At 57.8% G+C, this 24,824-nt stretch carries 26 protein-coding genes; 21 read left to right on the plus strand and 5 right to left on the minus strand.

Features of this window, described 5'->3' with window-relative positions; all coding sequences use genetic code 11:
• The 21 genes from RBB29_RS15990 (at position 1) to RBB29_RS16090 (ending at position 20,932) form a co-directional block, all read left to right on the plus strand.
• Positions 1-291: a TrbC/VirB2 family protein gene (locus tag RBB29_RS15990; RefSeq protein WP_306115034.1), complete on the plus strand. Its 291-nt coding sequence runs from the start codon at positions 1-3 to the stop codon at positions 289-291.
• A gap of 5 nt (positions 292-296) precedes the next feature.
• Complete coding sequence (locus tag RBB29_RS15995) at positions 297-626, plus strand: type IV secretion system protein VirB3 (protein ID WP_306115035.1); 330 nt, start codon at positions 297-299, stop codon at positions 624-626.
• Complete coding sequence (locus RBB29_RS16000; protein WP_306115036.1) at positions 626-2,983, plus strand: VirB4 family type IV secretion system protein; 2,358 nt, start codon at positions 626-628, stop codon at positions 2,981-2,983. The genes RBB29_RS15995 and RBB29_RS16000 overlap by 1 nt, the downstream gene beginning before the upstream one ends.
• Entirely contained in the window at positions 2,980-3,681 is a 702-nt protein-coding gene (locus RBB29_RS16005) for a type IV secretion system protein (RefSeq protein WP_306115037.1), read from the plus strand. The genes RBB29_RS16000 and RBB29_RS16005 overlap by 4 nt, the downstream gene beginning before the upstream one ends.
• The gene (locus tag RBB29_RS16010; protein ID WP_306115038.1) at positions 3,678-3,947 is read left to right on the plus strand and encodes an EexN family lipoprotein; all 270 of its coding nucleotides are present in this window, start codon (positions 3,678-3,680) and stop codon (positions 3,945-3,947) included. Before RBB29_RS16005 ends, RBB29_RS16010 begins: the two co-directional genes overlap by 4 nt.
• A gap of 9 nt (positions 3,948-3,956) precedes the next feature.
• On the plus strand, positions 3,957-4,838 hold the full coding sequence (locus tag RBB29_RS16015; RefSeq protein WP_306115039.1) for a type IV secretion system protein: 882 nt from the start codon (positions 3,957-3,959) through the stop codon (positions 4,836-4,838).
• A 220-nt stretch (positions 4,839-5,058) separates the two neighbouring features.
• Positions 5,059-5,742, plus strand: coding sequence for a virB8 family protein (locus tag RBB29_RS16020; RefSeq protein ID WP_306115040.1), 684 nt, complete (start codon positions 5,059-5,061; stop codon positions 5,740-5,742).
• Positions 5,739-6,590 carry a P-type conjugative transfer protein VirB9 gene (virB9, locus tag RBB29_RS16025; RefSeq protein WP_306115041.1) on the plus strand — a complete coding sequence of 284 codons (852 nt, stop codon included), beginning with the start codon at positions 5,739-5,741 and terminating at the stop codon, positions 6,588-6,590. The genes RBB29_RS16020 and virB9 overlap by 4 nt, the downstream gene beginning before the upstream one ends.
• A complete protein-coding gene (gene virB10 / locus RBB29_RS16030; protein ID WP_306115042.1) occupies positions 6,590-7,726 on the plus strand; it encodes a type IV secretion system protein VirB10 in 1,137 nt (378 codons plus the stop codon). Before virB9 ends, virB10 begins: the two co-directional genes overlap by 1 nt.
• Before the next feature lie 6 nt (positions 7,727-7,732).
• Positions 7,733-8,785 (plus strand): P-type DNA transfer ATPase VirB11, encoded by a 1,053-nt coding sequence (gene virB11 / locus RBB29_RS16035; protein WP_306115043.1) that lies wholly within the window; start codon positions 7,733-7,735, stop codon positions 8,783-8,785.
• A complete protein-coding gene (locus tag RBB29_RS16040) occupies positions 8,782-10,893 on the plus strand; it encodes a type IV secretory system conjugative DNA transfer family protein (RefSeq protein WP_306115044.1) in 2,112 nt (703 codons plus the stop codon). Before virB11 ends, RBB29_RS16040 begins: the two co-directional genes overlap by 4 nt.
• Before the next feature lie 14 nt (positions 10,894-10,907).
• Complete coding sequence (locus tag RBB29_RS16045; protein ID WP_306121182.1) at positions 10,908-12,347, plus strand: LPD7 domain-containing protein; 1,440 nt, start codon at positions 10,908-10,910, stop codon at positions 12,345-12,347.
• Between the two features lie 289 nt (positions 12,348-12,636).
• Positions 12,637-13,374 carry a BtpA/SgcQ family protein gene (locus RBB29_RS16050; RefSeq protein ID WP_306115047.1) on the plus strand — a complete coding sequence of 246 codons (738 nt, stop codon included), beginning with the start codon at positions 12,637-12,639 and terminating at the stop codon, positions 13,372-13,374.
• Between the two features lie 13 nt (positions 13,375-13,387).
• Positions 13,388-14,008, plus strand: coding sequence for a phosphoribosyltransferase family protein (locus RBB29_RS16055; RefSeq protein ID WP_306115048.1), 621 nt, complete (start codon positions 13,388-13,390; stop codon positions 14,006-14,008).
• Positions 14,009-14,063: 55 nt separating this feature from the next.
• A complete protein-coding gene (locus RBB29_RS16060; protein ID WP_306115049.1) occupies positions 14,064-14,996 on the plus strand; it encodes a ribose-phosphate pyrophosphokinase in 933 nt (310 codons plus the stop codon).
• A 63-nt stretch (positions 14,997-15,059) separates the two neighbouring features.
• Positions 15,060-15,953 (plus strand): LysR family transcriptional regulator, encoded by an 894-nt coding sequence (locus tag RBB29_RS16065; protein WP_306115050.1) that lies wholly within the window; start codon positions 15,060-15,062, stop codon positions 15,951-15,953.
• Between the two features lie 133 nt (positions 15,954-16,086).
• Positions 16,087-17,226 carry a spermidine/putrescine ABC transporter substrate-binding protein gene (locus tag RBB29_RS16070; protein ID WP_306115051.1) on the plus strand — a complete coding sequence of 380 codons (1,140 nt, stop codon included), beginning with the start codon at positions 16,087-16,089 and terminating at the stop codon, positions 17,224-17,226.
• Between the two features lie 103 nt (positions 17,227-17,329).
• Entirely contained in the window at positions 17,330-18,151 is an 822-nt protein-coding gene (locus RBB29_RS16075) for an ABC transporter permease (RefSeq protein WP_306115102.1), read from the plus strand.
• Positions 18,148-18,945, plus strand: a complete 798-nt coding sequence (locus RBB29_RS16080; protein WP_306115052.1) for an ABC transporter permease — start codon at positions 18,148-18,150, stop codon at positions 18,943-18,945. Before RBB29_RS16075 ends, RBB29_RS16080 begins: the two co-directional genes overlap by 4 nt.
• A 1-nt stretch (position 18,946) precedes the next feature.
• Complete coding sequence (locus tag RBB29_RS16085) at positions 18,947-20,032, plus strand: ABC transporter ATP-binding protein (RefSeq protein WP_306115053.1); 1,086 nt, start codon at positions 18,947-18,949, stop codon at positions 20,030-20,032.
• A gap of 3 nt (positions 20,033-20,035) precedes the next feature.
• Positions 20,036-20,932 (plus strand): polysaccharide deacetylase, encoded by an 897-nt coding sequence (locus RBB29_RS16090; protein ID WP_306115054.1) that lies wholly within the window; start codon positions 20,036-20,038, stop codon positions 20,930-20,932.
• A 48-nt stretch (positions 20,933-20,980) separates the two neighbouring features.
• Here RBB29_RS16090 and RBB29_RS16095 read toward each other — a convergent pair whose 3' ends face one another.
• The 5 genes from RBB29_RS16095 to RBB29_RS16115 are packed head-to-tail and all read right to left on the minus strand — an operon-like array spanning position 20,981 to position 24,791.
• Complete coding sequence (locus RBB29_RS16095; RefSeq protein WP_223118372.1) at positions 20,981-21,292, minus strand: 2Fe-2S iron-sulfur cluster-binding protein; 312 nt, start codon at positions 21,290-21,292, stop codon at positions 20,981-20,983.
• Positions 21,293-21,994: a type 1 glutamine amidotransferase gene (locus RBB29_RS16100; RefSeq protein WP_306115055.1), complete on the minus strand. Its 702-nt coding sequence runs from the start codon at positions 21,992-21,994 to the stop codon at positions 21,293-21,295.
• Positions 21,995-21,996: 2 nt separating this feature from the next.
• Complete coding sequence (locus RBB29_RS16105) at positions 21,997-22,839, minus strand: ABC transporter permease (protein ID WP_223118370.1); 843 nt, start codon at positions 22,837-22,839, stop codon at positions 21,997-21,999.
• Positions 22,836-23,705, minus strand: coding sequence for an ABC transporter permease (locus RBB29_RS16110; RefSeq protein WP_255612176.1), 870 nt, complete (start codon positions 23,703-23,705; stop codon positions 22,836-22,838). Before RBB29_RS16110 ends, RBB29_RS16105 begins: the two co-directional genes overlap by 4 nt.
• A complete protein-coding gene (locus RBB29_RS16115) occupies positions 23,706-24,791 on the minus strand; it encodes an ABC transporter ATP-binding protein (protein WP_223118368.1) in 1,086 nt (361 codons plus the stop codon).
• Positions 24,792-24,824: the final 33 nt, after the last annotated feature.

Consider the following 24,824-nt stretch of genomic DNA (forward strand, 5'->3'; position numbering starts at 1 on the left):
ATGAATTCCATCACCAATTTTGTTGGCCGGATGCGCGCCCCTGCAAGTATCGCCCTGGTGCTCTTGCTTGGGCTTGCAAGCCCCGCCGCCGCGGCCGGCTTTACCGATTTTCTCAATAACGTGGTGGATGAGTTCAACAGCGCACGCCGCCCATTGGCGCTGATCGCGATCATGATCGTCGGCGCGCTTTACATGTTCAACGTCATCGACATGCGCCGCACCGGCCAGGTGGCCATCGGCGTCATCGTGATTTTTGCGGCCACCGAAATCCTCGATCTGATTACCGCGTAAACCCCATGAGCGAGGAATCCCTGAACACCGACCGTCTTTACCTGGCGCTCACGCGCCCGGCGATGGTGTTCGGCGTGCCTCTGGAGGCGGCCTTCATCTCTGTGATGATCGGCGGGCTGGCGATGATCCTCGGGGATTCGCTCTTCTACCTGATCCTCGCCGTGCCCCTGCTGGTGATTTCCTACTTCATCGTGAAACGCGACCAGAACGCTTTTCGTATACTCTTCCGCTTCTTCGATACCGGTGCCAAATGCCGCAACCGCGGGTTCTGGGGCGGCTCCTCACCCTCTCCCCTGCAGGTTCAACGGCGCTACCGCATCGAGGAGGTCGACTGATGGGGTTTGGCCGCGCGCTCAAACGCGAAATCACCGCCACGGACTACCTGCCCTTCCTGCGCCACGCGGATGCGCACACCATTATCACGACCGGGCGCGGTGCTTTCCAAATGCTCAAGATCGAAGGCGCGTCCTTCCGCACAGCGGATACCAGCGGGATCAATGCGCTGCATGACGGGCTGAACCATCACATCCGCAATGTCGCCGACGACAATGTCATGATCTATAGCCACGTCATTCGCAGCGAAGATCAGAGCTACCCCGGCGGTGCGTTCACATCCGATTTTGGGCGGTGGCTCGATGCGACCTACAGCGCCCAGATCCAGCAAAAGCACCTCTATCGCAACGATCTCTATCTCACGATCTACATGCAACCACGCGGGCTGGCGGGATCACGATTTGCCAACGGCATCAGGCACGCCCGGAAAAGCCAGGTTGAGGTCGATCAGGATCTCTTGGATGCACTCGACGACAAGGCGTCGCTGCTGGCCAAAAACCTCGCCCGCTACGGCGCGCGGCGCCTTGGTCTCGCCGAGAGTGATCGCGGTTTTACCTGTTCCGAACCCATGAGCGTGTTGCGCCAGATCATCACAGGTCGCACTCAGCTCCTGCCGCTGGTGCGCGGATCAATCGGGTCGGCGCTCTATACGAACCGGGTGATCTTTGGCCGCGAGGCGCTGGAAATCCGCCATCCGGCAGACTCCAGTTTTGGCGCCATGTTCGGCATCAAAGAATATCCGGCCGTCACCCGCCCCACCATGCTGGACGATCTGCTGACAGCGCCGTTCCGCTTCGTGCTGTCGCAATCCTTCCGCCCCATCGCGCGGGCCGACGCGCTCAAAACCATGACGCTCAAGGAAGGCCGGATGCGCAATGCCGGGGATGATGCAATCTCCCAGGCAGACGAGCTGCAGACTGCGCGCGACGATCTGATGGCGGGCAATTTCGTGATGGGCGAGCACAACCTGTCCTTGCTCATCCTCGGCGACAATCTGGAGACGGTCCGGGGACATGTGGCGGACGCGAGCAACCTGCTGGCCAATTCCGGCGCGATTGTCGCCCGCGAGGACCTGGGGCTTGAAAGCGCCTTCTGGGCACAGCTGCCCGGCAATCATGCGAAGCGCCTGCGCCCCGCCCTGATGACCAGCCGGAACTTTGCCTCCCTTTCGCCATTGCACAATTACCCCACAGGGCATCGTGACGGCAATCACTGGGGCAAGGCCGTCGCCAAGCTGAAAACCACCGCCGACAGCGCCTTCTATCTCAATTTCCATATGGGCGACCTCGGGCATACCGCGATCTATGGTCCCTCTGGATCAGGCAAAACCGTGGTCATCAACTTCGCCCTCTCCCAGCTTGAAAAGCTCGATGTGAAACGCGTGCTCTTCGACAAGGATCGCGGCGGGGAAATCTTCGTTCGCGCCTCGGGCGGCACATATCTCGCGCTGCAGACCGGCGAGAAAACCGGCTGCGCGCCCTTCAAGGCACTGGAACTGACACCGGCCAATGAGGCCTTCCTGGTGGCTCTGGTGACATCCATGCTGGCCGATCCGCAGCATCCGTTGACGGCGAACGACACGTCCCGAATTGAGGCCGCTGTGGCCGGTCTTGGCAACGTCCCGCAGGATCAGCGCTCGGTCTCGGTGCTGCGCGAGCTGATCGGGTTCGGCTCCGGTGAGGCCGATGACATCGGCAACCGGCTGGACAAATGGGCCGAGGGCGGACGGCTCTCCTGGGTTTTTGACAATGATCGCGATGAGATCGGGTTTGACGCGAACCTGATCGGCTTCGACATCACCTCGTTTCTGGATGACCCCGTCATCCGCAATCCGATGATGATGTATCTCATGCACCGGGTCGAGCAGCTCATCACCGGTCAGCGCATCGCCATCGTCATCGATGAATTCTGGAAGGCGCTGGCCGATCCGTTCTTCGTCGCCTTCGTCAAGGACAAGCTCAAGGTGATCCGAAAGCAGAACGGTATCGTGATCGCGGGCACCCAGTCGACCTCCGATGTCGTGCAGAGCCCCATCGCCCGAACCGTCATCGAACAATGCGCCACCCAGATCTTCTTCGGAAACGAACGCGCCGATGAGGATGAACTGACCCGAAGCTTCGGCATGACCCATCGCGAGTATCGGATCGTGCGCAATGAACTTTCGGTCGGGCAGTTCCTGATCAAGCAGGGCGGCAATTCGGTGGTCTGCGAGCTTGATTTGCGCGGGCAGGAGGACGCCTTAGCGATCCTGTCGGGCCGCACCGATACCACGGCGCTCATGAATCGCATCCGGGCAGAGCATCCTGAGCCCTCGGGGTGGCTCCCCCTTTTCCACGCCAAGCGAAAGGACCTCACATGACACTCAAACCCGCGCTTTTGGTGTGCGCTCTGGCCTTGTCCACGCCTGCATATGCGGGCGGTGTGCCGGTCATTGACGCCACCGCCATCGCCAATTCCAAGGCGGAGTTCGCCAAGGAAATCGCCCAGATGGTCAAGGAGCTGGAAGAAGCCAAGCGGCTCTATGATGCGGTCAACGGGCTGACCGAAATGGCCGATATTGTCGATGCGCTCAACGATCCCAAGGTGCGCGAGCTTCTCGGGCCAGAGGCCATGTCCATCGCAAGCGCCCTCGATGTGAACATCGATGCCCTGGGCGATCTGTCGGACACCGCCAACGAGTTTCTGGATCACACGCGGGTGACAGCGGCGGACGTGTCTGCAGAGGATTTCTACCGCCAGGAGCTTGATCGCATCGGTGCTCGAACGGCTCGCGATGCAGCGGTTGGAGATCGCATCGTTCAATCCGCCGACGACCGCCTGGCCGGGCTGGAACAGTTGCGTCAGGCAATCGGAACCGCCTCCACCCAGAAGGAAATCGACGCCCTGCAGGCCCGTCTGCAGGTCGAATCCGCCATGCTGCAAAACGACACCAACCGTATCCAAGGCCTCGCCATGCTGCAGGAGGCGCAGAGCGCGGTCGAGGCGCAAAGGCAGAGGGAAATTGCAGCCCAAAATCGCGCATCAACTATGAAAGCCGCAGAGGAACTATACAAATGAAACTCAATCTAAGACTTCTAGCTGCAATGCCACTCATGCTTGTCATTTCGGCCTGCAAGGAAGACGAGCCGAACCATACCGTCCAATATTTTCAGGAAAACAAGCAGGCGCGCGAAGAGACGTTGGCGAATTGCGAGGTCACGGACGATGCAATATCTGATGCTAATTGCGTGAATGCTATCGAGGCAGCGCACATCATCGCGCGCGAACAAGACCGTCAAAGCAAAAGAGATGCCGTCAAATCACTATACGGCGACGGGAGCTGAGCAGCGACAATGTGGCAGGGCCTTTACGATAATTTCATAAGCAATGTGACGTCAAAGGCTGACGCCATTGCCGGAAACATGTCGTCGGCTCTCACCGCTCCGCTCACAGCTGCAATGACATTGTACCTAATTCTCTATGGTGTTGCGATCATGCGGGGCGCAATTCAGGAACCCGCTCTTGATTTCGCCATTCGCGGTATCAAGCTCGCTATCATTTGGTCCCTCGTCTCTTCAGCGGGAGATTATACGAACTGGGTTGGAAGCACGATCACTGATGGCACATCTGATTTCGTAAATTCACTCACAGGTGGTTCCGGGACGATACCGGGGGATTCAGTTATGGTTCAAGCTCACGAGTTTTCCGACAGAGTACAGGAGAAATACGCGAGCGAGAGCTGGACTGGTGTGATTATCGGCGGAATAATTTCTATCGTTATTCTTGTCGCTGCCTTCTTCTTCGCGGCAATTTCTTTTGTTGTCAGCTTGTTGACTACGTTCGCCCTCGCTGTGATGGCGGCAATAGGCCCATTGTTCATATGTTTTGCCCTGTTTGATGCGACGCGGGGGTGGTTCTTCGCATGGCTGGGGCAGGTCCTGAACTTTGCATTGGTGAAATTGCTTGTCATCGTACTGACAATCGTAATTGTCGGTTTGCTGGGTAGCATTTACACGAAAACATCAGTGCTTGATATCGGCGTCGCCTGGGGCGCCTACGTAAGCGGCCTCCTGTGCTCGATATTCTTCTTCCTTCTCATTCCCTCCGTAGCCTCCGGGCTTTCAGCCGGTGCGCAGGCCTCGACGGGCATGTTGCAGCGCTCCATCGAACGCAATCTTGGCATTCGAACGCGCGGCGGCTCAGGCGGTGCCCGGGGGAGCGCGACACGAACGTAGCGCGGGACATCTCCCGCACCTCCATTCACTGATCAAGGTCAACCGATGAACAAATTCACATTTCTTGCCCTGCTCCTCGCAGCGGGATGCGCCTCAACGACTCCCCTGCCTGACGTTCAGGGGTCGGTCGTACGCCCGCTCAATCCTACGCAATGGGACTATCAGGAAGCCCTTCAACGCAAACAGGCCGAGATCGGAGTCAGACGGTCGGGGGTCTCGAATGATCCAGAATGACAAGGAACTTCGGGCGTATCTTGCCGAGGCCCGCACCTTCGACCAGGACCGGCTGTTGGCCGCGCGGCGTTCAACCCGTCTGGCCTGGACCATCGCCGGCATGGCCAGCGTCTTGGCCTGTGCCAGCGTGATCGCCGTTGCCGCCCTCGCGCCGCTCAAATCCGTCGAGCCCTTCGTGATCCGCGTCGATCAGGCCACCGGTGTGCCCGAGGTCATGACAGCGCTCACGGATGGTCAGGAAGACTATGACGAGGCCGTCGCCAAGTATTTCCTCGCGCTCTATGTGCGCACCCGCGAGGGTTATTCCTATGCGGCGCGCAGCACGATTTTTGACCATGTGCAGATCATGTCGGGCCCCGAAGAACAGGGCGAATTCTCGGCGCAATACAACGCATCCAATCCCGACAGTCCGCAATATCTCTTTGGCAAGAAAACCAAGGCCGAGGTTCAAATCCGGTCGGTCTCGTTCCTGGATGATGGGCTGGCGCAAGTGCGCTTCTACCGGATCACCAAGCACGAAGACGAAGACCTCGAGCGGCGCAGCCAATGGGTCGCCACGCTCACCTATACGTTCGACGGTCAGGCGGAAATCAGTGCGCAGGACCGTATGATCAACCCGCTCGGCTTTGTCGTGACCGACTACCGCGCAGACCCGGAGGTGATCCAATGAAACGCCTGATCGCTCTTACCACCGCCGCGATGCTGGCCGCATCACCTGCCCTGGCTTTGGACGTACCCAATCCCAGCAGTTCCGACAGCCGCGTCCGCTCGGTCAACTACAATGAATGGGACGTGGTGCGTGTTGTCGGCACGGTGCGCACGGCGGTGCAGATCGTCTTCGACCAGTCCGAGGAGATCCTTGATGTCGGCGGCGGCGACACGGTTGCCTGGGAATTCAAACCACGGGGCAACATCCTCTATCTGAAAGCCCGCGAGCCGCATCCGCCGACAAACCTGCAGATCGCAACCGTCCGGTCCGACGGCACGACACGAACCTATTCTTTCGAGCTCATCACCCGCGAAGGTGACATCATGGCGAACAACCGCGATGTCTATTTCCAGGTCCGGTTCCGCTATCCCCGTGATGAGGCCGAAGCGCGCCGTGCCTCGCGCGCATCGGAACGCCAGGCCGCGCAGGAACAGGCGGCGCGCGCCCGCCTGTCTGACTCCGTCGCCCATTCCGGGACGAAGAACTGGAAATACCTGGCCGCCGGGTCGCGCAGCCTGCAGCCCGCGTCGGTGTATGACAATGGCGACATGACGGTGCTGAGTTTCAAGCGCAGCAATCGTCTGCCGGCCGTCTACATGGTCAGCGCCGATGGCGAAGAGCGCCTGGCCAATACCACGGTTCATCGCAATGAGGTCATCGTACACGGCGTGGCCCATGAGATCCGCCTGCGGCTCGGGCGGGAGGTGACAGCGATCTACAACATGGGTGTCGGCAAGGGGCACACCACGATCAGCACCGGCACCACCAGCCATGTGGTCGAGCGCGAAATCATCGGAGGGCCAAACTGATGGCAAAGGATCAGGATCATCCGAGCGAAGGACAAACCCTGGAAGGCGAGCGAGGCATCACCTCGATCACCGAAGCCTCCGGCAAAGGAGGTGGCGCAGAGTTCGGCAAAAAGCTTGGGCTGGCGGCAGGCATCGCCTTCCTGGGTGTGCTGGCCTGGTTGCAATGGCCCTCGGCCAAAGAAGAACCCACCGAGACGGTGGCGGAAAGCACCCGCCGCATTCGTGCGGGCGGGGAGTTTCAGCCGGCGGAGATTTCCGATCCACAGCCCGAGGCTGTCACACCAGCGGCGGTGAAGGTCGACACCCCAGCCGTTGGTCCGATCGAGCAGATCCGGAACGAACAGGCGGTGCTGCCTGCGGAACCATCCGAGGCAGAGCTGCTCTTTGAAAGTTCCAAACGGGCGCCGCTCATGGCCTATGAGGGCGCATTGCCGGCAAAACCGGCAACGGATGCAGCCACACCCGCCGAGGGCGGTTTCTTCGGATCGTCGACGGACGCACAGGGCACCTCCGGTCTTGCCGGTGATCTGAAACCGACAAAGCTCGACGGCAGCCGCGCGACCGTCCTGGCAAATCCGCATCTGACGATCACCCAAGGCACGATCATTCCCTGCGTGCTGGACACGGCCATGGATTCCTCGCAGCCCGGCATGGTGCGCTGTACCGTCACCGATGACATCTATGCCACCACTGGTACCGTCGTTCTTCTGGAAAAAGGCACGCGGATCGTCGGTCAATATCGTGGCGGGTTGCAGCGCGGGACTCAGCGTCTCTTCGTGATCTGGACCCGGGCGGAAACGCCCAATGGCGTGATCGTCACGCTGGATTCTGCCGGAACCGACGGGCTTGGCCGCGCCGGTTTTGATGGCGATATCGACACCAAGTTCTGGACCCGGTTCGGCGGCACGATGCTGCTGTCGGTGATCGACGATACACTGGCCGCGCTTGTGGTCAGTTCCAGCAATGCCGACACGATCGAGAACACCACCAACGGGGCCAGCAACCTGGCCCAGACGGAACTGCAAAGCACGATCAACGTACCGATCGTTCTGCGCAAGAACCAGGGCGAAGAGGTCGCGGTCATGGTCGCACGCGATCTGGATTTTTCCGACGTCTATCGCTTGAAATCCCGGTGAGCCCGAATGCCCGATGGAACCCAGCCACCGCTTGACGCTCACCAAACAACTAACCTGGCCCCTGCCGGGTTGGCCTCCTTTCTGGCGCCACTTCAACGCCACCTCGCGCGGCCGGAGGTGATCGAGCTTTGTATCAACCGGCCGCAGGAGCTGTTCATTGAAAGCTATGCGGGCTGGGAAAGAGAACAGATCGACGCGCTCAGTTTTGGCCATCTCAGCAGTTTTGCGACGACCGTGGCGACTTACACCAGGCAGTCGATTTCACCGACAAAGCCCATCCTCTCCGGGTCGCTTCCGGGCGGTGAACGGATCCAGATCGTCATCCCGCCCGCGGTGCCTGCCGGAACCATCAGCATCACCATCCGCAAGCCTTCCGATCGTGCCTTCACGCTGGAAGACTACGATGCAGCGGGCATGTTCGACGACATCCTGCCGGAAACCGGGGCGCTGTCGGCCACGGACCAAGAGTTGCTCGATTTGCACGCGAAGAGATCGTGGAAGGCGTTTCTCCAACGCGCGGTCGCGACCCGGAAAAACATCCTGGTCTCCGGCGCTACCGGCTCAGGAAAAACCACCTTCGCCAAAGCCCTGATCCGTGAAATCCCCGAGAGCGAGCGCATCCTCACCATCGAAGACACGCTGGAACTGATCATCCCGCAGCCCAACCACGTGCGACTGATCTATTCGAAAGATGGCCAAGGACAGGCGAAGCTCTCGGCGCGGCAACTGCTGGAAAGTGCACTCCGCATGCGCCCCGATCGCATTCTGCTGCAGGAGCTGCGCGATTCCGCGGCCTTCTATTACCTGCGCAACGTCAATACCGGCCATTCCGGCTCGATCACAACCATCCATGCGGACAGCGCGCTCCTGGCCTTCGAGCAGTTGGCGCTGCTGGTCAAGGAAAGCGAGGCGGGGCGCGATCTGAAGCGCACGGAAATCAAGGAGATGCTCTTCCAGATGGTCGACGTGGTCGTGCAGGTCAAACGCAGCGACGGGCGGTTTCGTATCACGGAAATCTACTTCGACCCGCGCCGCAAACTCAGCGGGGCCAATCCGTGATCCTCGAAAAATGGCCCGACCTCTCGCCGGCGGCCAAGGGAGCATTCCTGGGCTTCTGCGGGTTTCTGTCCGTTGGCGGTGGGTTAGCGCTTTCCGGATTCGTCGCGGCCCGCGGCCTGAACCTCAGTTTTGATCCGATGAGCGATCTGCTTCTCTGGCCCCGGCTAGCCCTGTCTGACTTTGCAGGCGCTGAAACCGCCAAATGGATCAAGCTGGGCGGTTATGCTGGCCTCACCCCTGCCCTGCTCATCACGCTGGCCTTTCTGACCAACAAGCCCAAAGGCAATCTGCACGGGAAGGCCCGGTTTGCAGCTGAGCGCGACATCAAGGCGGCAGGTCTTAGATCACGCATAGGCCTGATCGCAGGATTCACCGGCCCCCTGCCCTCGCGTCACTACGGCAAGCCGGTCGACAGGATGGGACGGCCCGTCGAAGATAGCGGGGATGTGAGAATCTCCCCCAAGGGCAACCTGACGCCCAAAAACCTGCTGAGTTATGGCGGGCCGGAACACATGCTCCTCTACGCCCCGACCCGATCCGGCAAGGGCGTCGGTGTCGTGGTGCCGAACCTGCTCAATTGGCCAGGCTCCGCTGTCATCCTCGACATCAAGAAAGAGAACTGGACCCTGACGGCGGGCTTTCGCAAGCGCGGCGGGCAGGAGGTCTATCTCTTCGATCCGCTGGAGCCAAATGGCAAAACCCATCGCTGGAACCCACTCTCGACCGTGCGTCGGGGCACCGAGTTCCAGATCGAGGATCTGCAACGCCTGGCCGATCTCTTTATCCCGGTTCACTCTAAAGATCCGTTTTTTGATCGCGCCGCGCAGACCGCCTTTGTCGGCGTCGGCGGCTATCTCGCGGAAACTCCCAGCCTACCCTTCACTCTCGGCGAAATCTTCCGCCAGCTCACACTCACCGGCAACGTGGCCAAGACCTTCAAGGACCGGATCGAAGAGCGCAAGAAAGACGGCCGTCCCCTCTCCTGGCAGACCGAAGCGGCGCTCATGGATTTCATCTCGAAATCCGAGAACACCTTTGAAAGCGTCAAATCCACCATCACCGCCAACCTGGGTCTTTTTGCCAACCCGATGCTGGATCGGGCCACGTCCCACTCGGATTTCGACTTCGCCGACCTGCGCAAGCGGCGCATGTCAATCTATGTGGGCATCACGCCCAACAATCTCGGGCGCCTCGGCCCCCTGCTCAATCTCTTCTTCCAGTCCTGCGTAGATGCAAACATGCAGGAGCTGCCCGAAACCAATCCCGCCCTGAAACACAAGGTGCTTCTTTGCATGGATGAATTTGCCGCCGTGGGCGAGCTGCCCTCCTTCAAGCGTGGCATCGGATATTTCGCGGGCTACGGCCTGACCGTTCTGACGATCATCCAGACACCGGCACAGCTCTCCGACATTTACGGCCCCGATGGCGCTGCCGCCTATATGGACAATGCCGGTGTCGAGATCGTGTTCACTCCGAAGAGCCTGAAAGAAGCGCGCAACCTCTCGGACCGCTTCGGGACACACGCGATGGAGAGCCGCAGCACATCCAAATCCAAGCATCTCATCGACAGCAAGGGCACCACCATCAGCATCAGCGAACAGAAACGCGCCCTGATGATGCCGCAGGAATTACTGGCGATGGATCAATCCCAGGCACTCGTGATCATCGCCGGACACCCACCCGTGAGAGCCAATAAGCTGCGCTTCTACGCCGAAGAGGTGTTTCTGGAACGCTCGCGCATTCCTCCGCCTGACATTCTCTCGATCGTCAAGGGCGCAACCCAGGACGAACTGGCCGAATTGAAGGCCGAGAACCAGCGCCAGCGTGAGGATCTGGCAGCGGTTCGGGAAGAGCTGGCCCGGATTTCCATGCTGGCAGAGTTTCGCGCCGAAAATGTCGCCAGTGGTCAGCCCGCCAGCCTTCCGATGACCGGCGAGGAAATCGCTAACTCCGAAACGATCATGCCGGAACGCCTGAAGCTTGACCACTCCGGCGCCCGGGCCAAACTCGAGGCCCTCAAGAACTCCGGGAAACTGACGACACGAGACGGCACGCGGGACTTGCTGACGGCCATGGGTGTCGAGCTCAGCGCTGCTGAGAAAGCATAAATTGAGAGGTAATAATGTCGGAAGCAGATGCAAATAATGATTTGAACGTAGTTTTGAATGACGCTGACAAACAGGCCCCAGGCCCGCTGGCTGAAGATACCCCTGTTGAATTGCGGGAACCTGCGAGGGGCAAAGAAAAACAAGAGAACTCAGATGATACTCCAACACCGATGAAGTCCGACAATGTTCAAGAGGGTTCTGTCGAACCCGAAACGCCGCAACCGGAAAAACCACGCGAAGACCGTTTTGCCCTGCCGCCCAGCTTTGATAATCGGTTCATTCTAACGCAAGAGGCCAATCGGCAGGATATGTACCGCGCCTATGACGACATGCGGCCCGCGATTTCCGACCGCGGCGACAGCCTGCATACCAGGAACGCAGACCGCAGCACCGCCATGGACATGATCGAACTTGCCGCCCATCGGGGCTGGTCGTCCATGAAAGTAAAGGGCCCGGAGGATTTCCGCCGCGAGATGTGGATCGAAGCCACCGCCCAAGGCATCCGGGTTCAGGGATACCGGCCCAACGAAAAAGACCGGGCCGAGGCGAACCGTCGGGCCGACCTGATCGGCGAGCGTGTCATTGAGCGGACTGACGCGGGCAAAAGCGCCAACGGAACCCGTTCAGAAACCGAGGCGGAGCCGCGAGTCAATTTAAAGGCCGCTTCAAATGTCGTGCCGATGATTGACTATCAGAAAGGCATCGAGGGCAAGATCACCGGCATCGGCACCGCACCCTACCGGGATCGCGACGGGGCCTCGTCTACGCCCTATGTCGCCCTGGAGCTTGCAGATGGGCGGACGCATAAACTTTGGGGCGTGGCCTTGCCGGACATGATCGACCGGCACGAGCTGAAGGTTGGCGACAGGGCGACGATCTACGATGATGGCAGAAAGGCCGTCACTGTCAAATCCCGCGATCCGAAAACCGGCGAGGAACGCGACATTCAGACGTTTCGGCGGGAGTGGGGCGCTCGGGATATCGAACGCGCGAGAAGCCCGGAAAAAGACAACATTGAACCCGTCCAGAAGCGCGATGAAGCCGTGATCGAGACAAGCCATCCGGATCGACTTGAGGATCGATTGAAACAGAAGGATGCGGCAGATGATCCTCAACTGCGCGGGGCTGCCAGTATCCTGGCCAAGCTCGATGCCGAGATGCGCGCAGCCGGTGTTCCGGAGAAAGACCGCGCAACGGTGCGCGATCTTGCCGCCAGCGAGCTTGCCAAGGGCATACGCGAAGGCCGGCAATATGATGTGCAGAAACTGCCTAACGTGAGCATTGCGCAGCAGATGGCGGCAAAAGCTCTAAGCCCGGAAGATGTTTCCCGGATTATTGAACAGGCCAGGGTCAAGAATGCAACCGGGATCCAGGCCGCAGGAAAAAGGAACGGTGAGATGGCTGCGAAAGATCATGAACGATCAGCGCAAACTGAGCGCGGTCGGGAAAGGTGAGTTGAGCCGCTCTGCCTCTAAGGCAGTTTAAGCGGCCGTTGGCCTAACTTGCGACAATGGCTGCCGAAGAGCCCAAAGCATTATATGCCGCGAGACGTTTGAAAGGCGGCTATCTGCAGCGAGCGGCTATTGCTCAATGCAGGGCGACGGGCCGTAACTCTATTCGCAAAATTCTGTTGTCTCAAAAGGGCGCCATTTTCAATCCTTATGAACAAATAAAGACTATAAATTTTCTAAATTGAAAGGCCAGTGATACTTACTGTCGAGACCTATGGAGTTGAGACGAGAAATGAACCGGTACAACTTTCAGCAAAGTTTCGGGGCCTCCGGCCCGGTCGTGCTCCCGGTCATTCACGTGCTTGATGCCGAGCAGGCAAACAGGAACATTCAAACGGCCATTAACGGTGGGTGTCCTGGCGTTTTTCTGATCAATCACGATTTCGAGAAAGAGAAATTGGTTCCGATCATCAGGGACATGCGTCAGGCTTTTCCGTATGTCTGGATTGGAGTGAATTTTCTCGCAGTGACCGGTAAGTTCGCGTTCCCAATTCTGGGCCAGTTGCAAGAAGAGGGCACTCAGGTCGACGGCTACTGGGCAGATGATGCGCGGATAGATGAACGCAGACCCGAGGACGATCAGCCCGAGGCGGAAGAAATCGCCGATATCCGCAAAACGAGCGGGTGGACGGGCCTCTATATCGGAGGCACCGCGTTCAAGAAACAGCGCGAGGTAGACCCTGCCCACTATGCCAAAAGCGCCCGCATCGCCACACGCTACATGGATGTCGTGGTGACGTCTGGCGTGGCAACCGGCCATGCCGCAGATGTGGGCAAAATCGAGACCTTTCGGGACAGCTGCGGTGATACGGCCCTCGGTCTTGCCTCGGGCATCACACCCGACAACGCAGAGCAATATGCCGATGCGGTTGATCTTTTCATGGTTGCGACAGGAATCAATTTCGAAGGGGATTTTTACAACATCGACCCCGATCGCCTGAAGCGCCTCATGGACCTGACACGGAAATAAGGGAGACGTACAAATGACACACGACAAAGGACCCCGGGACGACCGCTGGTACTTCTCGCTCATGGCGCCAAACACCAAGGGCGACAAATTCGCCTGGCTGGACCCGACCTCGATCTACATCAACGGTAAAGCCTATCATGATCTGCTGGACGATCTTGTTGCTGATCTGGACGCGGGTGAAATCGACGTCGTTGCGGGTCTTGATGCAATGGGTTTCGTGCTGGCGGCCGGTATCGCCGCGCGGATCGGTCGGGGTTTCTTGCCCATCCGCAAGCCGGGCAAGCTTTGTGTTGATACAGACCAGGCGTCGATGACCAACTACTCAGGTCAGACGCAGGCCATGGAGATGCGGTTGCCGGCATTCGCACCCGGAACACGGGTCTTGCTTGTGGATCAATGGGTGGAGACCGGCGGCACCATGCACGGTGCGGTACAGTTGGTTGAGCAGCAAAAGGGCAAGGTTGCTGGCATGGTGGCTATCGTCATGGAAGAAAACGAAAACACCGCTGAATATCGCAAGAAATATAAATGCGTCACCGCCATTCAACCGGGAACCGAATGGCAGCGCCAAGCAAATGCGCAGTATCTAGAGAGCTTCAAGACCTACAAACCCGAGATGGCTTTTCCTGTCTAGGTTCTGACCTCGGCGCACATTTGCAAAAAAATCTCATCACAAAAGGGCTCGACAGATGAAACTGGTCTGTGGAAACAGCAATCGACCGCTTGCAGAAGCAATCGCAGCGCATATGAGAGTGCCTCTGGCAGAATGCAATGTTCGCCGATTTGCCGATGAGGAAGTTTTCGTTCAGATACAGGAAAACGTGCGAGGCGACGATGTCTATGTCATCCAGTCAACGTCGTTTCCCGCCAACGACAACCTGATGGAATTGCTGGTGCTGATCGATGCACTGCGGCGCGCATCAGCGGGACGAATTACTGCCGTAATCCCCTATTTTGGCTATGCGCGCCAGGATCGCAAACCCGCCCCACGCACACCGATTTCGGCCAAACTGGTATCGAACATCATAACCCATGCGGGCGCCGACCGGGTCTTGACGATGGATTTGCACGCGGGGCAGATACAGGGTTTTTTTGACATACCCACGGACAATCTCTTTGCAGTGCCCGAAATTGTCCGCGATATCGAGCAGCAAAGCAGCCGTGATAATATCATGGTTGTCTCGCCCGATGTAGGCGGCGTGGTTCGTGCGCGGGGATTGGCCAAACGTATTTCCAGCCCCCTGGCCATTGTCGATAAACGACGCGACAAGCCGGGATCATCGGAAGTCATGAACATCATCGGCGATGTTGAGGGCAAATCCTGTGTGCTAGTTGACGATATCATCGATTCAGGCGGAACTCTTTGTAATGCTGCGACAGCTTTGCTGGAACACGGAGCCGCTGATGTGTCAGCCTACATCACTCATGGCGTTTTGTCTGGCAAGGCGGTCGATAGGATCGACGCATCAGATCTGAGGTCACTGGTCATCACCGATACGATTTGCGCCACCGAGGCTGTCGAGGCGTCTTCGACCATCCGCACAATTTCTATCGCGCCGATGTTTGCAAAGGCGATTACCCGCATTGCCAGCGGGGAGTCTGTCAGCGTCTTGTTTGAATGACGGGATATCATTCGTTCCATTAATGATTGCTCTCCAAGCATTTTCAACGCTAATGTTTGTGGCATGCGCGTTGTCAACCTCTCAACCGAACTATTGCGGACCTTCGTGACCGTCATCGAAGTGGAAAGTTTCACGCGTGCCGCCGAAATCCTCGGCCGGACGCAACCAGCGATCAGCCTTCAGATAAAGCGATTGGAGGACACGGTCGGATATGCTCTGATAAAGCGGGAAGGCAAAGACATATCCCTAACCGAGCGTGGAGAGTCCTTGGCCATCCATGCGCGGCAAATCCTGCGACTAAACGATCTGGCGGTGGCGAAGTTCGAGCACCAGAAAGAATCGTCCAAGTTGCGGGTAGGATTGCCTGTGGATTATGCGGTAAACACACTGCAGTCCTGCCTGACGAACGTCGTGCGACAGTTCTCGGACGTTGAAATCGAAATAAGGTGCGATCTATCCAAAAATCTTCTTTCTGCGTTGCGTAGCAATGAAATCGACATCGCAGTGGCGCTCTTCGATGGTGACGATCAACAATTTCTATTCCGAAACTGGAAAGAACAGCCCATTTGGGTGGGGGCCAAGGATTTTGAGATCCCTAAACACGCAGATATTCCGCTTGTGGTCCACCCCTTTGGCTGCGTCTATCGGGAGCGCATGGCCACGGCCTTGAAACTGGCCGGGCAAGACTGGCGCATCGCCTATTCCAGTCCAGGCATTGGCGGCGTGCAGCATGCGGTGAGGGATGGGCTGGGTTTGTCCTGCCTGACTGGCCCCACCGTTCTGGACGGCATGCGCCTATTTACCGAACAGGATGGCCTTCCGGCATTGCCCCCTCTCCACATAGGGCTCTTCGCGCGTCAGGCGCAGTTGGGGCCAGGTGGCTACGCGGCAATCGATGCCATTGTAACGACGCTTGAATCGCAATCCTCGGACATCAATCAGGATAAACATTCGTAATGAGATCATATTGACGATAAATTTCCTTTTGAACGCGCACTGGAATATCCTTCGGACAAATCTGCGGCAAAATGTGTAACCGGATTCGGCGTTCAGCCAACGAAACATCGCAGAACAACACGGAGGAAATGTAATGAAGCCGAAACACCTGATAACCCGTCGGATGACACCGACACGTCGCGATGTGCTAAGGATCGGTGGGGGTATGGCGCTCTCGGCTCCTTTTGTTGGCCGGGCCTGGGCCTCGACCACGGAAATCAACATGCTGGCCTGGTACGGTCATGGCGAGCCCGACATGGTCGGTGCCTTCGAAGAGGCCAACAACGTTAAGTTCGTCCCCAAGTACTACGCAGGTGGCGACAACATGCTGGCGCTGATCGCGCAATCGCCTCCGGGCACCTATGACATCATCCTGTCGGACGCCGAATTTGTACAGCAGTTGAATGCTGCCGGGTATATCGAAGAACTGAACGCGGCGGATTATCCGTTCGATGACATGCTGCACGAGGATTTCACCAAATTCCCGGGCCACTGGGCCGACGACAAGCTCTATTCGATGATGGTACGCGGCGGGCATCTGGGCGTTTCCTATAACACCACAGCTGCATCGGCCGAAGAAGCGGCAAGCTATGAGGTTTTCTGGAAGGAAGACCTGAAAGGAAAGGTTGGCCATTTCGACTGGCATCTGCCTACCCTGGGCATGATGAGCCTAAAGAACGGCAACGGCGCGGGCCTGTGGGATCTGGATGACGCGGCATGGTCTGCGGTTCAAGAAACCACACTGTCGCTGCGGCCTCAGGTTGGTGGATTCTTTGACTATGGGGGCACATTCAACGGCCTCAAGAATGGTGAAATGCTGGCAATGTGCGGCATCGGCGACTGGATCACCGGTGTGCTGGAACGCGATGGCGCGCCGGTTGCCTCTACCATTCCGAAGGAAGGCGGCATCCAGTTCACGGAAAGCTATTCGATCGGCAAAGACAGCGAGAAGGCGGATATCTGCACCAAGTTCATCCAATACATGCTGTCGCCCGAGGGTCAGGTGAAATCGGCGCAGATGGTGGCCTATCCCGGCTTCTGCATCACCAAAGCTGGCCGCGCCATGCTTCAGGAAGTTGATCCTGCCGAGGCCAAGCGTAGCCATCAGATGGAAGGTATGGCCAATGATCCTATCGCCCTGATCAACGAGGGCCGTATTCACTACCGTGACATTCCTCAGCAGCAATCGCTCGAGGATTGGAATGACTTCTGGTCGGAATACAAAAACGCCTGATTGGGCAACATCTGGAAAATTGAACGGTACAGCCCGACCAGGGCTGTTCTGATCAGCCGAAAAAAGGCGGGTCCTCGTGAAGCGCAAGTTTGATCTCTATGCCATGACATGGCGGTTGCCGATCATCTTCTGGCAGCTTCTGTTCTTTGTTGGCCCGCTTCTCTTCATGGTCGCGATCTCGTTCTTTGTCGTGAAGAACTATCGCATGACCGAAGCTTTCGAGATGGTGAACTGGCAGAAGATGCTGTCTCGTGGCTATTTTTGGGACAGCTATTGGTACACCATCTTCATTGCCGGGATCAGTACTACGGTGGCAATGTTGCTTGCCTTTCCGGCTTCCTTCGCCTTGGCGTTTCGTGCCTCAGACAACCTGCGCCGTTGGGCGATTTTCCTGCTGATCATCCCGTTTTTCACCTCATATCTGGTGCGTACATTCTCGTGGTATGTGATCCTGGCCGAAAGTGGCGTGGTTAACGCGATGCTGGGACAGATCGGGCTGGGGCCGTTCAAGATGCTGAACACGCATTTCGGTACGGTCATTGGCTATCTGACCCTGACATTGCCGTTGGTGGTGATCCTGCAAACCGTGACCATGGCCAATGTCGATAAAACCCTGATCGAAGCTGCACGCAACCTCGGGTGCAAACCACTGGCGACCATCTGGCGCGTTGTGCTGCCGCTGTCAAAGACAGGTCTGATCGTGGCCGCGCTGTTCTGCTTCATCCTCTCATTCGGGGATTTCGTGGCCCCCTTCTATCTGGGTGGATCGCAGGAGCCGACTTTGCCGATCCTGATCCTCGACACCACCAAATCCGGGCAGCAATGGCCAAGGGCAGCTGTGGTCGCGATCATGATGATGGCGACACTCTTTACCATTGCCTTTGCCGCTATCGCGCTGGCCTATCGCAAAGGGGGCGCGAGATGAACCAGAACCGTACCCTCAACATCATTCTGGCGATGTATGTGCTGTGCATCTTTGTCTTTATCTTCGCGCCGATCTTGTTCAGCATGGTGTTTTCGTTCAATTCACAACGCTTCCCTACTATTCCGCTGGGAGAGTTTTCAACCGAATGGTACGCCAAAATCTTTGCCGACCCGGATGTCTGGCTTGCAGCACGCAATTCGCTGATCGTGTCGGTCAGCACTTCAGTGGTGGCCACCTTCCTGGGCTTTTGCACCGCCTATTCGGATTTCCGGTATAACTTCCGCTTCAAGGGGCCCTATCTGGCGCTCATCCTTCTGCCGCCGACCATTCCGCTGATCATCATGGCCTTGGCGATGCTGGCGTGGCTGTCAAAGCTGGGGCTGTCCGGCCAGCTGTGGTCAATCATCCTGGCCCATTCAGTGCTAACGGCCCCGTTTGCCATGGCCATCATCCGGCTCAGGCTGAACCAGATGGACCCCGATCTTGAGGCGGCCGCCTGGAATCTGGGCAGCAGCGAATGGCAAGCCATGCGCCATGTCATCATCCCATTCTGTGCTCCCGCGATCGTATCGGCCCTCTGTTTGACCGCAGCCGTATCTTTCGATGAATTTGCGATCTCGTGGTTTGTGTCGGGCCTGAACAAGACTGTGCCCGTGGTCATCCTGGAGATTGTCCAGGGCAATATCGACCCGCAGGTCAATGCCATCGGAACATTCGTATTCCTGACCTCCATGACGCTGGTGATCCTGGCCCAGGTATTTTTCATCAGCCGCCAAGTGAAGAGCCATTCGTGACATGACAGAGCCTCTCGTTACTTTTCGCAACGTAAAAAAACACTTCGGTGAATTCGTGGCCGTCCGGGAAATGGACCTTGATATCCATGCCGGAGAGTTCCTGGCAATTATGGGCTCGTCAGGCTGCGGCAAGACTACAACGCTGCGGATGCTGGCCGGTCTGGAAGCGCCTACATCGGGCGAAATTCGCATCGGTGGTGATCTGATGAACGAGGTCAAGCCGCATGAGCGTGAGACACCGCTGGTCTGGCAGTCACTGGCTCTGTTCCCGTTCCTCAGCGCACGAGAGAATGTCGAGTTTGGCCTGAAGATGCGCGGCGTTGGCAAGGAAGAACGCAAGCGTCGTGCACTTGAGTGGCTGGACCGGATGGAAATCGGCGAGTTTGCCGAACGGAACATTACGACATTGTCAGGCGGTCAGAAGCAGCGTGTGGCTCTGGCGCGATCTTTGGTGATGGAGCCCAAGATGCTGCTGCTGGATGAACCTCTATCGGCGCTCGACGCCAACCTGGTGATCCGCATGCAGGCTGTATTGACCCGCCTTCAAAAGGAGCTGGGGATCACGTTCGTCTATGTCACGCATTCGCAATCCGAAGCCTTCGCCATGGCCGACCGTGTGGTCATCATGAGTCAGGGCGAAATTGCACAGGTCGGTTCGCCCAAGGATATTTACCGCGCGCCCGCCAATCGGTTCGTGGCCGAATTTGTGGGCCGCAACAACATCCTGTCGGGAACAGTGGCGTCCTTGGACGGCGAGACGGTTACGATATCGACACCCTCGGGAGCATTTGTCGCAACAGCCCCGGATACCGCGCGCAGTGTAGGGGCCGATGCCACCTTCGTCGTGTCGGCAGACCTGGTCAGCGTGTCAAGAGAAGAGCCCACAGGCGAAAACCGCGTCCTTTGCACATTGATCTCGGAGGAATTCGTGGGCTCGATGGTGACGCTGTTTCTGGAAAGCGCGGATGGTCATGAATTCAAGGTGCAGATGCAGGAACGCGACCTGATTGAGTTGGACTTGCACAATGATGATCAGATATGGCTCAGCTGGGCAGTCCAGAATGCGCATGTTCTGGATCACGAATAATCTATGATCCGCAACCCGATCCCATGGCCAAATGGTGCCAAATGCGCGGTCGCGATTAGCTTCGATATGGATGCCGATAGCCTGATCCACATCGCCCGCCCGGATGACAGTCATCGCCGCCTCTATCAAACGTCTATGGGGCGCTATGGTCCCAATGTCGCGCTGCCGCGTATCCTCGAAACCTATCGGCGATTTGGCCTCAAGCAATCCTTCTTCATTCCCGGATGGTGCCTGGAGCAATATCCCGAGACCGCAGAGGCAATCCTGAAGGACGGCCATGAGATCGGACATCACGGATATCTTCACGAGGACCCCATCACCACCTATGGCAACCAGCGCGAATGGTTCGAGCGAACGCTTGATGCGCATAAGCGTATTTGCGGACAGGTTCCCCAAGGGTACCGCGCCCCGGTCTACAACATTACCGATGAAGTGTTGGACCTCATGCAGGAAAATGGGATGCGCTATGACAGCTCGATGATGGCGGACGATATCCCTTATGCCATCGAGACCTCGAACGGCCGGCTATACGAGATGCCGGTCCATTGGGGCACAGATGACTGGCCGCCCTTCGCACATTACGAGGAAATTGGCTACATGATGCCGGTCCGGCCACCTGCAGCAGCCCTCGCCGGATTTTGGGAAGAGTTCGAGGCACAGTACGAAGCCGGCGGATTTTTCATGCTGATCCTCCATCCATTTCTAACCGGAAGACTTGCACGTTGGCGATTGGTTGAAAAATGGATCGAAGACATTTTGAAAACACGCAAAGTGTGGTTTTCGACCCTTGCAGGAATTGCGGATTATATGGATGCAATGCAGAAATCCGGCACCTGGTCACCCAGTGTTGAAAGGCTTCCATATTTCAATGGACCGCAGTTGGGACAGCAAAACCTCTGAGCATTAGTAGATGTGACACACTCGTTTGGTGACGGACGTAGTGCCAGTTCATTCCGGCGCCAATTCAACCTTCAATCCATCCAAAGTTTCATCGAATTCGATCTGGCAGGACAGGCGCGAGGTTTCGGTGACCGCGTCCGCGAGATCCAGCAAATCCACCTCCATATCATCCTGTGGGTCCAGGCGAGCGATCCAGCCGGGCGCGACATAGACATGACAGGTCGCGCATGCGCAGGAGCCGCCGCAGGCCGCCTCGATGGGAAGGCCGGCATCACGGATGATTTCCATGATCTTCAGACCTGGCCGGGCTTCTAGCGTATGCTCTGACCCGTCTCTATCCTTCACATGGATCACGGACATTTACTCCTCCTGGGTGGCTTCTGCATCTCTTGGCCGCGCGCATCGAAATATCTTGGCAAAATCACGGGCGATATCGCCGACATGGGTGGGGTGCGACAACGTTTGTTCCGCCGCTTCAGTAAGCGACTTGTCAATCCGTGTACCTCCATAGTGGTCAAGTAGGGATTTCATGAAACTTGCTGTGAATTCCGGATGATACTGGACCGACAAGGCAGGAAACGCGTAGGCGATGCGACCAATCCGGCAGCGCGGGCTTCCCGTGACGTGACGCACGCCGGTGGGTATTGACTGCACCTGGTCCTGATGAATCGCAAAAGCCGCGAGGTTGTCGTAGGTGTCAGCCCCTAACACCCATCCGTCGCCTGATTTCTCGACTTGGGCGCCATAGGCGTGCGCCATGATCTGATGGCCGAAACAAACGCCTCCAACCGGAATGTGCCTGTCCCTGAGGTGTCGAAGAAACCCGGCCAAGGGCGTCATCCATGACAGATCATCATACACTCCGTGGCGGCAGCCGGTAATCATGTAACCATCGAAGCTGTCGGCGTTTGGCAGATTGTCGCCACTATGAACCGCGAACCTGTCCCATGTCGCTTCGGGCAGGGCTGGGGATAGCCACGTCTCGAACATGTCGGCAAAATCGCCGTGTTCCTTCTTCATCTCGTCGGCAGGGACATCGGTTTCGAGAATGCAGATGCGCATCGCTACGCAATCCCCTTGCTCGTGTTGTCGCGCACGGTGAAGACAACCGAGATGATGATCAGGATCAGCGACATGAGTACGATGATCGTGCCGACCGCGTTGATTTCCGGCGTCACCCCGCGCCGCATGGTCGAATAGATATACATCGGAAGCGTGTTGTCTCGGCCAGTCAGGAAGAACGTGACCGGAATCTCGTCGAAGGACAGGACGAAGGACAAAAGTCCGGCACCAATGAGCGCGGTACGAATGTTCGGCAGTGTAACATGGATGAATGTCTGCAGCGGGTTTGCACCCAGATCCGATGACGCTTCCGACAGAGATTTGGGCAGCCGTTGAAGTCGGGCAAAAACCTGTGTCACCACGACCGCGAGAAGCGCGGTGGCATGGCCAAGGATGACGGTTTCGAGACTGAGGTTGAAGCCGAACATCTTGAACATGTTGAGCATTGAGATGCCCGTCACGATCCCCGGCAGCGCGATAGGTAACAGTAGAAGCCGCCGGAAAATCGTCTTGCCGGGGAAGCTGAACCGGTGGAGTGCCAGCGCGGCGGGTACGCCCACAAGCAGCGTCAAGCAGGTTGAACAGGTGGCAACGTAGAAACTGTTGCCGATGGCTGTGAGCAGCTGCTCGTTCTGGAACAGTTGCTCGTACCAGTGCGTGGTGAATCCGGTCAGCGGCCAGGTCAGCGTCCGGTTGTCATTGAAACTGTAGATGATGAGAATCCAGATCGGCAGGTAGAGAAACGCCATGACCAGCGAAACGATCAGGACAAATCCGCTGTCAGCGGCGAGTCGGCCACGCCTGGCGGGTGCAGTGGCAACAAGAGTGGTGGAAGCGGCGCTCATAGTTCGACCTTTCCGGACTGTTCAAACCGGTCGGAAAGCGAAATGATTGTCAGCACAATGATCAGCATCACCACGGCCAGTGCCGAACCCAGAGGCCAGTTCAGCGCCGCCCCGAACTGCGAGACCATCACGTTCGCCACCATCTGGCCATCCGGGCCGCCCACCAGAAACGGCGCGATGAAATCTCCGAAGCTGAGGCAGAACGTCATGGTAAATCCGGCCACCACACCGGGCATCGAGAGCGGCAGTGTGATCTTCCAGAACGTCGCGAAGGCGCCCATGCCCAGATCTGCCGACGCCTCACCAAGATTGCCGGGGATCTTCTCAAGCGCGGTATAGATGGGCATGACCATGAAGGGGATGAAGATGTAGGTCAGCGTTAGCACCATCGCGAACTGGTTGTACAGGAAGATCCCGGACGGCTCATCAATGATCCCGATGTTCATCAGAAAGGAATTCAGGATACCCTCGGTTCCCAGAATGGTTTTCCAAACATAGGCGCGCAGCAGGTAAGAGACCCACAAGGGGGCGATCACACCCATAAACAGGAACACGCGGATAGTGTGGTTCTTAAGTCGGAAAACCAGGAAATAGGCGAAGGGATAGGCCAAAGCCAACGATGCAACCGACACCAGCGCCGCGATCTTGAGCGTACGCAAGAGCACCTGCACGTATTGCGGGTCGGTCAAAAGCGTCCAGTAATTGCCGAACTGGAAGGCAGGAACGAACAGCGGGTATTTCTTGATCCAGAAGCTGTAGGTCAGCAGCACGCCGTAGGGCACCAGCATGAACAGCACGATCCATAGAATCGGGATGCCCAGGACCAGCTTGGCGGAATGACGCGAAAGGAAAGTGCCCCCCATCATTCAATCCTCGGCGTCAAAGAGAAGTACATTTTCGGGCTCGACTCCGATCCGGACCTCGCTGCCAATCGCGGGCGCGTCTGCCCTTGCCATTCCAAACGGCAGCATCGCGTCCACGTAAAATTCGGTTCCATCGGGCAGTATAACGGCAGTGCGCAGGCTGGTGCCGTGGTAGATGTGTTCGCTGACCGTGCCGGCCAAAATATTGCCCGGAGCCGCCGACCCGTTGAGGAAGCGCGCCTTTTCCGGGCGCACACCGACGCGCACGCGATCGCCCTGTGGCACCCTGTCAAACTGGGTTGTCAGAATCTGGCCGGCCACATCCAACCGGGTTTCATGTGCGCTGCGTTGAGTTATACGGGCCGGCAGAAAATTGGTTGTGCCGATGAAGTTCGCCACATAGGGCGTCAACGGATGCTCATAAAGCTCTTCGGGCGTGCCGTCCTGGGCGATGCGCCCGCTTTCCATCACGATGACGCGGTCGGACATGACCAGCGCCTCGGTCTGGTCGTGAGTGACCATGATGAAGGTAATCCCCAGCTTGTCATGCATGTGCTTGAGTTCGACCTGCATTTGCTCACGCAACTTGGCGTCCAGCGCCGATAGAGGTTCGTCCAGCAGAAGAACCTTGGGCTCGCGCACGATGGCGCGGGCCAGCGCTACGCGCTGTTTTTGGCCGCCCGACATCTGGTGCGGCTGCTGGTCAATCTTGTCGACCAAACCGACAAGTTCCAGCGCGTCTTCCGCTTTGCGCCGGGCTTCGTTCTTGCCGATGCCCTTCATCTTCAACCCGTAGGCGATGTTCTGCCCAACCGTCATATGCGGAAAGAGCGCATAATCCTGGAACATCATATTCACGTCGCGCTTTTGCGGTGGCAGGTGAGTCACGTCCTGCCCGGAAAGTGTGATCGTGCCCGTGGTCGGCATCTCGAACCCGCCGATCATCCGCAACAAGGTGGACTTGCCGCAGCCCGATGGGCCTAGAAGCGTCAGGAACTCTCCGTCCGCCACGTTGAGGTCCACGTGCTCGACCCCGATGACGGAGCCATAGTGTTTGCTGATTTTCGAAAGCTCGATGATTGCGGGCATGGTTGTTCAAGCCTGTGATTTGAACGGCGGGGC

This window comes from Roseovarius sp. MMSF_3359 (assembly GCF_030733385.1).
Lineage (GTDB): Bacteria > Pseudomonadota > Alphaproteobacteria > Rhodobacterales > Rhodobacteraceae > Roseovarius.

Excerpts from the sequence above, each read along its gene's own strand:
- virB11 (WP_306115043.1), top strand. The coding sequence starts at position 7,733 with ATGCCCGATGGAACCCAGCCACCGCTTGACGCTCACCAAACAACTAAC.
- RBB29_RS16115 (WP_223118368.1), bottom strand. The coding sequence starts at position 24,791 with ATGCCCGCAATCATCGAGCTTTCGAAAATCAGCAAACACTATGGCTCC.
- RBB29_RS16045 (WP_306121182.1), top strand. The coding sequence starts at position 10,908 with ATGTCGGAAGCAGATGCAAATAATGATTTGAACGTAGTTTTGAATGAC.
- RBB29_RS16105 (WP_223118370.1), bottom strand. The coding sequence starts at position 22,839 with ATGAGCGCCGCTTCCACCACTCTTGTTGCCACTGCACCCGCCAGGCGT.
- RBB29_RS16100 (WP_306115055.1), bottom strand. The coding sequence starts at position 21,994 with ATGCGCATCTGCATTCTCGAAACCGATGTCCCTGCCGACGAGATGAAG.
- RBB29_RS16000 (WP_306115036.1), top strand. The coding sequence starts at position 626 with ATGGGGTTTGGCCGCGCGCTCAAACGCGAAATCACCGCCACGGACTAC.
- RBB29_RS16060 (WP_306115049.1), top strand. The coding sequence starts at position 14,064 with ATGAAACTGGTCTGTGGAAACAGCAATCGACCGCTTGCAGAAGCAATC.
- RBB29_RS16020 (WP_306115040.1), top strand. The coding sequence starts at position 5,059 with ATGATCCAGAATGACAAGGAACTTCGGGCGTATCTTGCCGAGGCCCGC.
- virB9 (WP_306115041.1), top strand. The coding sequence starts at position 5,739 with ATGAAACGCCTGATCGCTCTTACCACCGCCGCGATGCTGGCCGCATCA.
- RBB29_RS16005 (WP_306115037.1), top strand. The coding sequence starts at position 2,980 with ATGACACTCAAACCCGCGCTTTTGGTGTGCGCTCTGGCCTTGTCCACG.
- RBB29_RS16080 (WP_306115052.1), top strand. The coding sequence starts at position 18,148 with ATGAACCAGAACCGTACCCTCAACATCATTCTGGCGATGTATGTGCTG.
- RBB29_RS16110 (WP_255612176.1), bottom strand. The coding sequence starts at position 23,705 with ATGATGGGGGGCACTTTCCTTTCGCGTCATTCCGCCAAGCTGGTCCTG.
- RBB29_RS16095 (WP_223118372.1), bottom strand. The coding sequence starts at position 21,292 with ATGTCCGTGATCCATGTGAAGGATAGAGACGGGTCAGAGCATACGCTA.
- RBB29_RS16050 (WP_306115047.1), top strand. The coding sequence starts at position 12,637 with ATGAACCGGTACAACTTTCAGCAAAGTTTCGGGGCCTCCGGCCCGGTC.
- virB10 (WP_306115042.1), top strand. The coding sequence starts at position 6,590 with ATGGCAAAGGATCAGGATCATCCGAGCGAAGGACAAACCCTGGAAGGC.
- RBB29_RS15995 (WP_306115035.1), top strand. The coding sequence starts at position 297 with ATGAGCGAGGAATCCCTGAACACCGACCGTCTTTACCTGGCGCTCACG.
- RBB29_RS16065 (WP_306115050.1), top strand. The coding sequence starts at position 15,060 with ATGCGCGTTGTCAACCTCTCAACCGAACTATTGCGGACCTTCGTGACC.
- RBB29_RS16075 (WP_306115102.1), top strand. The coding sequence starts at position 17,330 with ATGACATGGCGGTTGCCGATCATCTTCTGGCAGCTTCTGTTCTTTGTT.
- RBB29_RS16070 (WP_306115051.1), top strand. The coding sequence starts at position 16,087 with ATGAAGCCGAAACACCTGATAACCCGTCGGATGACACCGACACGTCGC.
- RBB29_RS16090 (WP_306115054.1), top strand. The coding sequence starts at position 20,036 with ATGATCCGCAACCCGATCCCATGGCCAAATGGTGCCAAATGCGCGGTC.
- RBB29_RS16085 (WP_306115053.1), top strand. The coding sequence starts at position 18,947 with ATGACAGAGCCTCTCGTTACTTTTCGCAACGTAAAAAAACACTTCGGT.
- RBB29_RS16010 (WP_306115038.1), top strand. The coding sequence starts at position 3,678 with ATGAAACTCAATCTAAGACTTCTAGCTGCAATGCCACTCATGCTTGTC.
- RBB29_RS16055 (WP_306115048.1), top strand. The coding sequence starts at position 13,388 with ATGACACACGACAAAGGACCCCGGGACGACCGCTGGTACTTCTCGCTC.
- RBB29_RS16015 (WP_306115039.1), top strand. The coding sequence starts at position 3,957 with ATGTGGCAGGGCCTTTACGATAATTTCATAAGCAATGTGACGTCAAAG.
- RBB29_RS15990 (WP_306115034.1), top strand. The coding sequence starts at position 1 with ATGAATTCCATCACCAATTTTGTTGGCCGGATGCGCGCCCCTGCAAGT.